Annotated in this window: 11 protein-coding genes, 1 tRNA gene and 1 rRNA gene; 9 read left to right on the plus strand and 4 right to left on the minus strand. The window is 62.6% G+C overall.

Features of this window, described 5'->3' with window-relative positions; genetic code table 11:
* Positions 1–159: 159 nt before the first annotated feature.
* The 6 genes from rrf to ACCD05_RS30765 all read left to right on the plus strand — a co-directional run bounded on the left by rrf (position 160) and on the right by ACCD05_RS30765 (position 3,400).
* Positions 160–274 (plus strand): 5S ribosomal RNA (rrf, locus tag ACCD05_RS30740).
* 179 nt (positions 275–453) lie between these two features.
* Positions 454–530 (plus strand) — tRNA-Met (locus ACCD05_RS30745).
* A 73-nt stretch (positions 531–603) separates the two neighbouring features.
* Positions 604–1,245 carry an alpha/beta family hydrolase gene (locus ACCD05_RS30750; RefSeq protein WP_413397391.1) on the plus strand — a complete coding sequence of 214 codons (642 nt, stop codon included), beginning with the start codon at positions 604–606 and terminating at the stop codon, positions 1,243–1,245.
* 132 nt (positions 1,246–1,377) lie between these two features.
* On the plus strand, positions 1,378–2,310 hold the full coding sequence (locus ACCD05_RS30755) for a glycine betaine ABC transporter substrate-binding protein (protein ID WP_413397407.1): 933 nt from the start codon (positions 1,378–1,380) through the stop codon (positions 2,308–2,310).
* A complete protein-coding gene (locus ACCD05_RS30760) occupies positions 2,307–3,017 on the plus strand; it encodes a L,D-transpeptidase (protein ID WP_413397393.1) in 711 nt (236 codons plus the stop codon). Before ACCD05_RS30755 ends, ACCD05_RS30760 begins: the two co-directional genes overlap by 4 nt.
* Positions 3,018–3,082: 65 nt before the next feature.
* Positions 3,083–3,400: a hypothetical protein gene (locus ACCD05_RS30765; protein ID WP_413397395.1), complete on the plus strand. Its 318-nt coding sequence runs from the start codon at positions 3,083–3,085 to the stop codon at positions 3,398–3,400.
* A gap of 55 nt (positions 3,401–3,455) precedes the next feature.
* Here the strand turns inward: ACCD05_RS30765 and ACCD05_RS30770 are convergent, their stop codons facing one another.
* The 4 genes from ACCD05_RS30770 to ACCD05_RS30785 all read right to left on the minus strand — a co-directional run bounded on the left by ACCD05_RS30770 (position 3,456) and on the right by ACCD05_RS30785 (position 8,924).
* Positions 3,456–5,699 carry a glycoside hydrolase family 2 protein gene (locus ACCD05_RS30770; protein WP_413397397.1) on the minus strand — a complete coding sequence of 748 codons (2,244 nt, stop codon included), beginning with the start codon at positions 5,697–5,699 and terminating at the stop codon, positions 3,456–3,458.
* A gap of 92 nt (positions 5,700–5,791) precedes the next feature.
* Positions 5,792–6,703: an SMP-30/gluconolactonase/LRE family protein gene (locus tag ACCD05_RS30775; RefSeq protein ID WP_018902461.1), complete on the minus strand. Its 912-nt coding sequence runs from the start codon at positions 6,701–6,703 to the stop codon at positions 5,792–5,794.
* Positions 6,704–6,817: 114 nt separating this feature from the next.
* The gene (locus ACCD05_RS30780) at positions 6,818–7,639 is read right to left on the minus strand and encodes an SDR family oxidoreductase (RefSeq protein WP_413397399.1); all 822 of its coding nucleotides are present in this window, start codon (positions 7,637–7,639) and stop codon (positions 6,818–6,820) included.
* 97 nt (positions 7,640–7,736) lie between these two features.
* Positions 7,737–8,924, minus strand: a complete 1,188-nt coding sequence (locus ACCD05_RS30785; RefSeq protein ID WP_413397401.1) for a phytanoyl-CoA dioxygenase family protein — start codon at positions 8,922–8,924, stop codon at positions 7,737–7,739.
* A 105-nt stretch (positions 8,925–9,029) separates the two neighbouring features.
* Here ACCD05_RS30785 and ACCD05_RS30790 point away from each other — a divergent pair, with 105 nt between their 5' ends.
* From ACCD05_RS30790 to ACCD05_RS30800, 3 genes are all read left to right on the plus strand, one after another.
* On the plus strand, positions 9,030–10,052 hold the full coding sequence (locus ACCD05_RS30790) for a LacI family DNA-binding transcriptional regulator (RefSeq protein ID WP_413397403.1): 1,023 nt from the start codon (positions 9,030–9,032) through the stop codon (positions 10,050–10,052).
* A gap of 74 nt (positions 10,053–10,126) precedes the next feature.
* Positions 10,127–11,347: an adenylate/guanylate cyclase domain-containing protein gene (locus tag ACCD05_RS30795; RefSeq protein WP_111565268.1), complete on the plus strand. Its 1,221-nt coding sequence runs from the start codon at positions 10,127–10,129 to the stop codon at positions 11,345–11,347.
* 153 nt (positions 11,348–11,500) lie between these two features.
* The gene (locus ACCD05_RS30800; protein ID WP_413397405.1) at positions 11,501–11,932 is read left to right on the plus strand and encodes an OsmC family protein; all 432 of its coding nucleotides are present in this window, start codon (positions 11,501–11,503) and stop codon (positions 11,930–11,932) included.
* Positions 11,933–12,037: the final 105 nt, after the last annotated feature.

The raw sequence follows: 12,037 nt of genomic DNA on the forward strand, positions 1-12,037 counted from the left end.
TGGAAGCGCAGCAATGTGTGAAGCTTACCGTTACTAATAGCTCGATCGGCTTAATTGTTCTCATTGCTTATGCTCATCAAACAGATGACGCCAAGGCGTGTTCAAGACTAAAAATGCAGTGAAAACTGCACCAGCTTCTCAATTGTTGCGCTTCGCTGACCTGGTGGTTATGGCGGGGCGGCTGCACCCGTTCCCATTCCGAACACGGCCGTGAAACGCCCCTGCGCCTATGGTACTTCGTCTTAAGACGCGGGAGAGTCGGTCGCTGCCAGGTCTGCTAAACGCAACAACAAATCTTCTCATCATGAAACTTCGGCCCAGCCGAAAACATCGGGCCGCGCAAGCGGCCTTTTGCTTTTGCTGGTTCGAACATACAGAATGAAACTTAGACGCACCTGATCTATAATGGTGCGTCCCTTACAGGAACAAAACCCAATAGGGTTTTGCACTTGGCGCGGGGTGGAGCAGCCCGGTAGCTCGTCAGGCTCATAACCTGAAGGCCGCAGGTTCAAATCCTGCCCCCGCAACCAATCTTCTTATCTCCCAAAACACAATAAACCTGAGCCCTGTCGGCTCGCGGACTTATCCTGTAATAAGATCGGCATGAGCACGTCCTTCCTGTTTTCCGGTCCCGACAACGCACCCGTGACGATCCTTCTCGCGCATGGTGCCGGCGGCGCCATGGATTCGGCGGGCATGGAGCGGTTTTCCGAGGCTCTGGCTGCGGCTGGAATGCGGGTCGCTCGGTTCGAGTTCGGTTACATGGCCGAGCGACGGCTGTCCGATCGGCGTCCACCGCCGCCGAAGGCGGAGACGTTGATTGCGGAATATCTGGCGGCGGTGCGCGACCTCCACGCCAGCCGTCCGCTTGTGATCGGCGGCAAGTCGATGGGTGGGCGGATTGCCAGCATGGTTGCCGATGATCTTTATCGCTCGGGCGATATCGCGGGATTGCTGTGCCTGGGCTATCCGTTTCATCCGATGGGAAAGCCGGCGCAATTGCGCACGGCGCATCTCACCGCAATCGAGACGCCGACGCTGATCTGTCAGGGGACGCGGGATGCGTTCGGGACGCGCGAGGAGGTCGCGGGCTATGCGCTTTCGCGCGCGATCGACATTTTCTGGCTTGAGGATGGCGACCACGATCTGAAGCCGCGCAAGGCTCTCTCCGGCTTCTCGGCGGCGGATCATATGGCGGCGATGGCGTCGCGGGTCGGCGCCTGGGCGGTTGGCTTGCGGCGTTGATCTGTCTTTCCTAAAACACTCTACGCTTGACTAACTGCGCCCGCTTCTGCATCCTGGCGTTGAAATATCAGCATGCGATCCGATCAGTGTCTGCCGAGGGGGAACATTGTGAGAGATGGTGCCGGTTGCGGCGTGTTCGTCGTTTTATTATCCGTATTGGGGGCTGGGACGCCCGTTCTTGCGGATGACCTCAAGATCGCCATGCCGAACTGGCCGTCTGGCCAGGCGACGGCCTTTATTCTCAAGGTCGCGATCGAGAAAGAGTTCAATCAGCCTGCTCTCGTCCAGGAGATGGGTACGCTCAACGCCTTTGCCGGGCTGGAGAAGGGGAGCGTCGACATCCACCCGGAGGTCTGGCAGCCCAATCTCACCGATGTCATCGAGAAATTCGTGACCGAGAAGGGCGTGGTCGTTCTGGCCAAGCACACGGTTCCGGCATGGCAGGGCATCTGCGCGACGCCTGCGGCGGCCGAGAAGGGGATCACTAATATCGCCGATCTCAGCGATCCCGACAAGACCAGTCTTCTCGATACGGATGGCGACGGCAAGGGCGAGATGTGGATCGGCGCGCCGACCTGGTCTTCGACAGGGATCGAGCGTGTGCGGGCGAACAGCTACGGTTACGCCAAGACGATGACGCTCGTGGAGGCCGAGGAGGAAGTGGCGATGGCCGGCATTGACGCCGCAGTCGCGACCGGCCAGCCGGTGGTGTTTGCATGCTATGCGCCGCATTTCGTCTTCGACCTGCACAAGATCGTCCGGCTTGAAGAACCAAAGCACGATGCGGCCAAATGGTCGTTGGCAAGTGCGACCGATCCGCTCTGGATCAAGAAGTCCTCGGCCACGACGGGCTGGGATACGGCGACCTTCCGCATCGCCTATGCGACGTCGCTTGCCAGCAAGCACCCGGAGATCGCGGCCTTCCTTGAAAAAGTCGACCTGACGCCGGAGGAGGCGACGGCGATGAGCTATGCGCTCGAGGTGGAGCGGCAAGCGCCGCTTGGCTATGCCAAGGCATGGGTGGAGCGCAATGCGGCGCGGATCGATGGGTGGGCGAAGCCATGAGGACGCGGTCTTCTTTTCTGGCGACATGCGGTGCGGCGTTCGGCTGGGTAACCCGGCGCTTGCGCAAGGGGCTGCCGTTTGCTGCTGCGGCGGTACTGCTTGCGCCCGTGATCGTGCTGGCGCAGACGCAGATCTATGACGCCAAGACGCGGACATGGGTCGATTACGACAGCAAGAAGGCCCGGCAATATTACGCGCGCAACAAGCAATCGCCGGAGGCCTTTCGCAGGCAGATCGTGACCTTCCGCACCGCGGAGCCGCCGGGGACGATCATCATAGACGGCAACCAGCATTTTCTCTACCTCGTGCAGCCGGGCGGACAGGCGATCCGCTACGGCATCGGCGTCGGCCGCGATGGGTTCGGCTGGGCGGGGATCGTCCGGGTCGGGCGCACGGCGGAATGGCCGGTATGGACGCCGCCGGCCGAAATGGTGGCGCGCGATGCCAATGCCGCCAAATGGGCGGCCGGCATGCCCGGCGGGCCGGAAAACCCGCTCGGAGCGCGGGCGCTTTATCTCTACGCCGGCGACCAGGACACGATCTACCGCATTCACGGCACGGCCGAACCCTGGACGATCGGGCTCGACGTGTCATCGGGGTGCATCCGGCTCAACAATGACGATGTCACGGACCTGCATTCTCGGGTGCAGATCGGCGCCAAGGTCATCGTGCTGATGCAGGGGGCCGCGCTCTACAAGGGTATCTGATCGACAGCGCCGGCATTGGCCGGCGATTGATCGGGGCTGAATTTATCAACGTCTGGAGGGGACAGATGTCGAGAGAGGAATTGAAGCGAGGCGGTCGGGCACTTGTGGGCCTGGCCGGACTGTTGTCGTTGGGGGCCTGTACGCCGGCGCCGCCCCCACCTGAAGCCATGGCGCGCACCACGCTGATGACGGCGCCGGCCGATCTGCAATTGCTTTGCGCCAATGCAGTGACGAGCAGCGCCGGAGCCGGTGTCAAAGTCCTGCCGACAGGCTCTCGGCTGCAGCCGGACGGGACATTCGCCGTCGATCTGGATGCAGGGGGTAAGAAATACTCCTGCATCGTCGACAATAACGGCAGCGTTCGCTCGGTCGCTCCAGTCTGAGCGCCGTAGGGAGCGCATCGAGCCTTGGCCTGTGAAGACCAGGCTTTGGCCGCCGTCACACGGCGGTGAGTGTCAGCGTGACTTTACCGAAGCGGGGGCAGGCGGCCTCGAGCGTGATCTCGCCGGTCAGGCCCGTGGTCTCGATCCAGAGACCGGCCGTGCCGCCCTGGAGCGGAATGGTGCTGGGGCCGACGATCTTTGCCGGGCCGGTGAGTGATATCGTCACCACTTCGTTCAGGAAGGGCAGGCGCTGGCCCTGCTGGTCCAACGCGCGCAGAACGACGCGGGTGGTGTCGCGTTCGCGTGCCTTCAGCCGGGTGCTGTCGGCCACTACCTGCAGCGTCGTCGGCAGCGGATCGGCGACCAGCGTCAACTGCGCGACGGGCGCGCCGTCGATATAGCCGGTGAAGCTGCCGTCGATCCATTTCTGGCCCCAGATGCCGAGTTCGTCGGCGGTGAAATGGCGGTGGTCGAAGACCACAGGGGGATGCGGCAGGTGCGGGAAGTTCTCGTAATCGGGACCGACGCGCTTGGTCACCGAGCCATAAGTCAGTTCGACCTCGTCGCAATTCGTCAGCACGATCAGCGGGAGCACACCGCCGATATTGCGCTCGCCGCGCGCCCAGAAGGTCACCGGCTTCATGATGACGTCTTCGGAGGGTTCGCACTGGCTGGCATAAGCGTAAGCGGCGAATTTCGGTTCACGGAACATGTCCATGACGCCGTGGTAGCAGATGCGGTCGCCGGAGCCGAAATCCTTGTGGGTGTTGTAATCGAACATGCACCAGCCGATGGCGCCTGCTATGTCGGGATCGCCATAGGCGGCGTTCAGCACTTCCAGGTGGCGGCGGACATGTTCGGCCTGGCGCGCTTCCTGGTCGTAGATCTTGGTCGGGTACATGTGACCACCGAATTCGGTGATCATGTAGGGCACCTTGTAGGAGAGGCCGGTGCTTTCCTGCTGCGGGCGCAGCGGCGTGCGCGGGCGGTTGGTGCCGGGCAGCTCCTCGTTGCCGAGGATGAAGTCGTTCATCGTGTAGACGTCCTCCAGCAGCTCGCTATCGGTGATGTAGCGAACGCCGCCGGTCGGTCGGGTGGGGTCGAGTTCGCGGGCAAGCCGGTTGGTCTCGGCGTAGAAATGGTGGCTGTCCTGGCTCTCGTTGATGCGCACGCCCCAGATGACGATCGACGGATGGTTCCAGTCGCGCTCGATCATCCGGCGGACGTTGCGGATCGATTCATGCTGCCATTCCTGGTCGCCGATGTGCTGCCAGCCGGGGATCTCCTCGAAGACAAGCAGGCCGATCTTGTCGCAGCGATCGAGAAACCACTTCGATTGCGGATAGTGCGAGGTGCGGACCATGTTGCACTTCAGCACGGATTTCATGATGTCGGCGTCGCGTTCCTGCGCGGAGCGTCCGGCGGCATAGCCGACATAGGGGAAGGATTGGTGGCGGTTGAGGCCGCGCAGCTTCAGCGGCCGGCCGTTGAGGCGGAAACCCTCGGGCGTGAATTCGGCCGTGCGGAAACCGAAGCTGGTCGTCAGCCTGTCGGAACCATGGCTGGTCTTGAGCTCCACCGTCATCTGGTAGAGTTCCGGATTGTCGATATCCCAAAGCGCGATACCGGTGAGGCCGCTGAAATCAAGCGTGGCGTCGTCGCCGGTCGTCTCGGCTGATGCGGTGGCCAGCACATTGCCATCGATATCGGCAAGCGAGGCCGTCAGCGTTCCCAGGAAGTGCAAGTTGCGAGGGTTGGAAAGATGGACGCGGACGGAGGCCGACTTTTCTTCCGCGAGCACATTCGTGGTCTCGATCTTGACGTTCTGGATCGAGACGGGATCGGTGACCTTCAGCCAGACTTCGCGATAGATGCCGGCGTAAGTCAGGTAATCGATCGCGCCGCCGAAGGGCGGGATGGCGGGGTTCTCGCTGCCGTCTATGGTGACCGATATCAGGTTGTCGCCGCGTTGCAGGCCGTTGGTCAGGCGCGCCTCGAAGGGGGTATAGCCGTCCTTGTGGGCGATGATTTCCTCGCCGTTCAGATAGACCACGGCGTCGGCCATGGCGGCGTCGAATACCAGCGAGACCTCGCGACCCTCGAATTCCGGCATCCAGCGCAGCAGTTTCTGATAGGTGAAAGCGCGCTGGTAGCTCGCTTCATCGAAATAGTTGAACGGGAGTTCGACCGCCGTATGCGGAAGGTTCACGGTGAAGCGGCCGTCGAAATCGAGCAGCAGATGCTGGCCGGCACCCTGATGGAAAGCCCAGGATTCGTTATAGGGAACGATGGAACGCATGTCAGTTTCTCACGGCAGTAACGGTATGGGGGACGGAGGCGCAGCGAGGCGCAACAAGCGGTCTCGACTGCGCGTTCAATGTCGGTTTTGGCTTACGGGTACTGGGCGCCGTTGGTCGTCGTGTAAATGGCGTAGACCGATTGCGTCGCGGTTATGAACAGGCGGTTCTTCTTCTGGCCACCGAAGGTGATGTTGGAGACCGTCTGCGGAACCTTGATCTTGCCGAGAAGGGTGCCGTCTGGCGCGAAGCAGTGAACGCCGTCGGCGGCACTGCTCCAGAGGTTGCCGGCAACGTCGAAACGGAAGCCATCGGGCACGCCGTTGTCGATCGAGCAGAAGTAGCGGCTGTTGGTCAGCTTGCGGTCATCGACGACGTCGAAGACGCGGATATGGCGGGGCACCTCGTGGTTCGAAGAGCCTGAATCGGCGATATAGAGCTGCTTTTCATCCGGCGAGAAGGCGAGGCCGTTGGGCTGGATGAAGTCGGTGGCGACCGCTTCGATTTCGCCGGTTCCGGCATCGATGCGGTAGACGTTTCTGGTTTCCTGCTCGGGCTCGGCCTTGTGGCCTTCATAATCGGACATGATGCCGTAGCTCGGATCGGTGAACCAGATGGAGCCGTCGGAGCGAACGACGACGTCGTTGGGCGAATTCAGCCGCTTGCCCTTGTAGCGATCGGCAAGCACGGTGATACGGCCGTCAGGCTCCGTGCGGGTGACGCGGCGGCCGCCATGTTCGCAGGATACCAGCCGGCCCTGGCGATCGCGGGTGTTGCCGTTGACATAGTTGGATGGGGAGCGGAAGACCGAGGCGCCGCCATCGGGCACCCAGCGCATGATGCGCTCGTTGGGGATGTCGCTCCAGAGCAGGCAGTTGAGATCGGAGAACCAGACGGGACCCTCGGCCCAGCGGCATCCGGAATAGAGTTCTTCCAGTCTGGCGCTGCCCGCGATCAGGCGATTGAAACGATCGTCTCTGATGTCATAAAGCGCATCTTGCGACACAGGCTGCTCCTCCCAAAGCGATTTGATCTCCTTCGTAAACGTAAACGAAGCCGCGTGCCAGAGCCCGGCCGCGCAAAAGGCCGAGGCTACCGTATTTTTGGCTTTCGCAATTTTTCAGAGTGGGGCTTGCGGGTGCGGCGAGCCGTCGTAGGCACCCCAGATCGACTGGTCGAAGCAGATCATCGAGCCGGTCATCAGGCCGGATTCGGACGATGAGAGATAGGCGCAGGCGCGGGCCACTTCCGCGGGGTCAACGAGGCGGCCGAAGGGCTGGGCGGCGGCGGCTTCGTCCAGCCAGTTGGCGGCGGCGCCGTGGAATTCGCGCTGGATGCGGTCCTCGCCTTCCGAGGCCATCCAGCCGATGTTCAATCCGTTGACGCGGATACGGTTGCGCAGCAGCGCATAAGCGGTGTTCTTGGTCAGCGTTTCCAGCGCGCCCTTGGAGGCGCAATAGGCGGCGATGAAGGGCTGGCCGGCCTTGGCCGACATCGAGCCGATATTGACGATGGTGCCCTCGGTTTTTTCGCGGCGCATGATTTTCACGCTTTCCTGGATCAGGAAAAAGGGCGCGCGCACGTTGATCGCAAACATGGCGTCGAAGAGCTCGGGGCTGGTGTCGAGAATGGTGCCGCGATCGGTGGTGGCGGCGGCGTTCACAAGCGCATCGACGCGACCGAAGGCCTTGTCGCAGGCCTGCACGACCTTGCTGGCATCCTCCACCTTGGAGAGATCCGCCTGGACATAGACCACCTCGGCGCCGGTCGCGCGTGAGATCTCCTCGGCCTTCGCGCGGCCCTTGTCGGCGTTGCGGCCGCAGATGACGATGCCCTTGGCGCCGCGCTCGGCAAACAGCCGGGCGATGGTGGCGCCGAGGCCCTGCGTGCCGCCGGTGACGATGGCGATCTTGCCGTCGAGGCGGCTGTGGTCTGTGCTCATATATGGTTCCTCCCTATGGTCTGTGACTGATGATGCGCGAATGGCCCCTCGCGACGCGAGAGGCCTTTTGTGGTTGCTGTTGTAGGAAGTGCTTCCTTTAGCTCAGCTTCTTCTCCGCCTGTTTCGCCAGTGCCTCGGCGAACATCTCGTCGCTCCAGCCCGCCGCAAGTGCTTCGTGCATCAGCTGCGCCTGCGTCTTCGGCGCGAGACCGCCGAGCGGTGGGTCGCGGTCGAGATTGGTGGGGAAGGAGTAGCCCTCGGCGCAGGCGGCGACCGCATTGGCGATTTCTGATTGCGAGAGCGTGTCGGAAAGCCGCTTCAGGGCCGGGAAGAGGGTGGCGCTCATGCGCTGGCGGTCGACCGTTTCCATGGCGCGACCGAAGGCGGAGGAGACCTGCAGCAGGTTGGCGACGCGCTTGATATCGGCCGAGCGGTTGGTGCCGGCGGCATGGAAGAGCGCCGGGTTGAAGAAGACGACGTCGCCTTTCTTCAACGGTAGCTGCACGTGGTTCTTCTCGAAATAATCGCGGAATTCCTGGCGCTTGAGGGCGAGATAGCCCGGCAAATAGGTCTGGCTGTTCGGCAGGAAGAGCGTCGGTCCGCTTTCGAGCGGCATGTCGCAATGGGCGACCGCGCCCTGCAGCGTCAGCACCGGCGAGAGCCTGTGGACGTGGACCGGAAACTGCTCGATCACCTGAGAGGACTGGAAGCCGAGGTGATAATCGCGATGCGCGGATTGGGCGGCGCCACCGGGATTCACGCGGTTGACCTGCGCGGTCATCTGGTAGCTCGGGCCAAGCCATGCCTGGCTTGCCAGCGCCACGATCGGGTTGGCGTAGTATTCGGCGAAATTGTCGGGGTCCGCGAGGCAGTGCTTTTCGAGCGAGTTCCAGATGCGGTCGTTGGCGCCGGCCTTGGCGAAGTGATCGCCGCCGCCCGTCGATGTACGATGCTGCTCGGTAATGATGTCGTCGAAGATCTTGCTGGCGCGGTCGATGACGCCGGTGTCCTCATAGGCGCCGGTGAAGACGACGACGCCGGGGCCTTCGGCGAAGGCTTCGCAGATCTCGGCCAAGAGCGTGCGCTTGCCTTCAGGATCCGCGATGACGGCCCTGACATTGCGGCTTTCGTAGATCAGCACGTTCTTCTCGACCGCGGCGGCGTTCGGGTAGTCGGCGAGCGATGTCGTCTTTTCGGCCAGCGCCCGGAAGTCGTCGAGATCGCAGGCATCCTCGGTGAGCCAGACGCGGTCGGCGCGCAGCTTCTGCAGATTGTCGGTTTTCATCAGATGCTCCTCCATTCCTGATGAAGGCACTATACGGCGCGGCGAGGGTCGTGATAGATCAGGAATCCATCAAAAATACATCAGATTGGATCGGAACCTCACGGCATGGCGCATGTCTTTCTCGTCAAGGATATCGCCTTTCAGGCGGGTTTGAGCACGGCAACAGTGGACCGGGTGCTGAACGGTCGGCCGGGCGTGCGGCGGCAGACGGAGCTGCGGGTGCGGGCGGCGATCGCCGAGCTCGAGAAGCAGCAGACGGAGGTGGCGGCAGGCGGGCGGACGATCGCGATCGATATCGTGATGGAAACGCCGGAGCGCTTCAGCACGACGGTTCGCGCCGCCTTCGAGGCTGAAGTCGCGACCTTTCTGCCGACGGTGTTTCGCTGCCGCTTTCACTTCGCCGAGGTGATGAAGCCGGCGGAGATCGTCCAGCTTCTCGACCGGATACGGCTGCGCGGCACCAAGGCGGTCGTACTGAAGGCGCCTGATGTGCCAGAGATCGACGCCGCCGTGTCGCGGCTGGAGGAGGCGGGCATCCCCGTGGTGACGCTGGTGACCGACCTGCCCAATTCGGCGCGGATCGCTTATGCGGGGGCGGATAACAGGGCAGCGGGCGAAACCGCCGCCTATCTGATCGGCGAGCGGTTTGCCGGCGCGCCCGGGCGGGTGCTGGTGACGCTCTCAAGCGGGCGGTTTCGGGGCGAGGAGGAGCGCGAGATCGGCTTTCGCCGGGTCATCCGCGAGCGATACCCCGAGATCGGTATCACCGAGATCAGCGAGGGGCATGGAACGGATGCGGCGACCGGCATTCTGGCGGCGCGGGCGATTGCGGCCGACGAGACGATCGATGCGGTCTATTCGATCGGCGGCGGAAATCGCGCGGTGCTGGCGGCCTTCGAGGCGGCGGGGCGGCCGATCCGGGCGTTCGTGGCGCATGACCTCGATGCCGATAATCGCGCGCTCTTGAAAGCCGGCAAGATCGGCTTCGTGCTGCATCACGACCTGCGCTCCGATGCGCGCACGGCGTTTCGGGCCGTGATGAGCCGCGGTGTTTCCGGGCGTATTGCGCCGACGTCCTTGTCGGCAGTGGAAATCATCACACCTTACAATATGCCGGCTGCGACATGATGTTTAGCGGCTTTGCCGTTCCTTCGGTCGTCAAATCACGGTAAAGCTTGCGTATCAGACAAGGTGACTATGGCATGGAATACGGTGATATCGGTACGGTTGCGACGTGGCTGACGGAGCAGGGGCTGAATGGCGCGACTGAAACCGAGTTGCTGACCGGCTTCTGCGATACCTGCCGCAGGCTTGGCCTTCCGCTCGATCGCAGCCTGGCGCTGATGGATACGCTGCACCCGGTGCATGAAGGGCGCGCTTTTCGCTGGGACAGTGAGCAGGATGTCGAGCCCGAATTTGCTTATGGCCCGATGGGCGGCGATGGAAACTCGCTGGAAAACTGGCAGCGCTCGGCGTTCTATCATCTCTGGACAGGCCCCGAGAACGAGGTTCGCCGGCGGCTGGCGTTCGGCGATCCGGCCGATTTCTACATGCTGGATACGATGCAGGCCGAGGGCCATACCGATTTTGTCGCGATGGTTCGCAAGTTCGACAAGGCCGGCACGATCGGCGAGATGGATTGCTTCTTCGTGCATTTTGCTACACGCCATCAGGAAGGGTTTTCCGATCATCACATGATGGTGCTGCGCAAGCTGGCGCCGGTGCTGGCGCTGGCGATCAAGTGCATCGCGCTCGGGCGCATCGCCCGCACGATCGCCGAGGTCTATCTCGGCGAGGATGCGGCGCGCCAGGTGCTGGATGGCAAGATCAGCCGCGGCAAGTCGGAACGGATTTCGGCGGTGCTGTGGTTCTCGGACCTGGTGAACTACACGAAGATTTCCGACAGCGCCTCGCCCGAGGAAATCCTGCCGATGCTGAACGCCTACAGCGATCTCGTCATCACGGCGGTGCATGAGGCCGGCGGCAATGTGCTGAAGCTGATCGGCGATGGGGTGCTGGCGATCTTCAAGGCCGACGCGCCGGCCGATGCCTGTTCGGCGGCGCTGAAGGCCGAACGGGTGTTGCACGAGAGATTGGTGACGCTGAACAACGAGCGCGCCTTCGAGGAGCGACCGACCACCGACGTCTATATCGGCCTGCATATCGGCGATGTCTTCTACGGCAATATTGGCAGCCAGGAGCGGCTCGACTTCACGGTCATCGGCCCCGCCGTCAACGAGGTCAGCCGCATCGCCTCGCTGTGCCGGTCCGTCGATTTCAACGTGCTGATGTCGTCCGATTTCGCCGCCGCCGTGCCTGAAGCCGAGCGCGGCGCGCTGGCCTGCGTCGGACGTTATGCGCTGCGCGGCGTGCAGCGGCCGCAGGAGCTCTTCACGCTGGAGACCGCGGGCACGATCCGCTGATCAGCGGAGCACGGATGCAATCAAATTTTACAAGACTGTCGCCTTCCTGGATTAGAGACTTATATGCTCGGGCGAAGGGGTTTTCGCGCCTCTTGACGGGATGACGCGGCGGGTCGCTGCGTTGGAGAACACTCAGTCCAACAGGAGAACGGCATGCAGATCAATCGCACAGGTTCCGCACAGTGGTCGGGCGGCATCAAGGACGGCAAGGGTCAGATCTCGACGCAGAGCGGCGTGCTCAAATCCTACCCTTATGGCTTCGCCAGCCGCTTCGAAGGTCTCCCGGGCACCAATCCCGAAGAGCTGATCGGCGCCGCCCATGCCGGTTGCTTCACCATGGCGCTGTCGCTGATCCTCGGCGAGGCGGGCTTTACCGCAACCAGCATGGAAACGACGGCGAAGGTGACGCTCGAGAGCGTCGAGGGCGGTTTCGCGATCAGCGCCATCCTCCTGACGCTGCGCGGCACGGTTCCGAACTGCGACGAGAAGACCTTCATCGAACTCGCCGGCAAGGCCAAGGCCGGTTGCCCGGTTTCCAAGGCGCTGGCCGCGGTGCCGATCACGCTGGATGCGCAGCTGGCGTAAGCTGGTATTTATCGATGGTTTGAGATGCCGCGGTGCTTTGTGCCGCGGCATTTTTCGTTTGTGGGTGTGGTGAAGACCCCTCCCCAACCCACCCAATCCCGCAAC

Origin of the sequence: Rhizobium sp. Rhizsp42 (assembly GCF_047304155.1) — a bacterium.
GTDB lineage: Bacteria > Pseudomonadota > Alphaproteobacteria > Rhizobiales > Rhizobiaceae > Rhizobium.

Excerpts from the sequence above, each read along its gene's own strand:
- ACCD05_RS30765 (WP_413397395.1), top strand. The coding sequence starts at position 3,083 with ATGTCGAGAGAGGAATTGAAGCGAGGCGGTCGGGCACTTGTGGGCCTG.
- ACCD05_RS30770 (WP_413397397.1), bottom strand. The coding sequence starts at position 5,699 with ATGCGTTCCATCGTTCCCTATAACGAATCCTGGGCTTTCCATCAGGGT.
- ACCD05_RS30760 (WP_413397393.1), top strand. The coding sequence starts at position 2,307 with ATGAGGACGCGGTCTTCTTTTCTGGCGACATGCGGTGCGGCGTTCGGC.
- ACCD05_RS30785 (WP_413397401.1), bottom strand. The coding sequence starts at position 8,924 with ATGAAAACCGACAATCTGCAGAAGCTGCGCGCCGACCGCGTCTGGCTC.
- ACCD05_RS30750 (WP_413397391.1), top strand. The coding sequence starts at position 604 with ATGAGCACGTCCTTCCTGTTTTCCGGTCCCGACAACGCACCCGTGACG.
- ACCD05_RS30790 (WP_413397403.1), top strand. The coding sequence starts at position 9,030 with ATGGCGCATGTCTTTCTCGTCAAGGATATCGCCTTTCAGGCGGGTTTG.
- ACCD05_RS30795 (WP_111565268.1), top strand. The coding sequence starts at position 10,127 with ATGGAATACGGTGATATCGGTACGGTTGCGACGTGGCTGACGGAGCAG.
- ACCD05_RS30800 (WP_413397405.1), top strand. The coding sequence starts at position 11,501 with ATGCAGATCAATCGCACAGGTTCCGCACAGTGGTCGGGCGGCATCAAG.
- ACCD05_RS30780 (WP_413397399.1), bottom strand. The coding sequence starts at position 7,639 with ATGAGCACAGACCACAGCCGCCTCGACGGCAAGATCGCCATCGTCACC.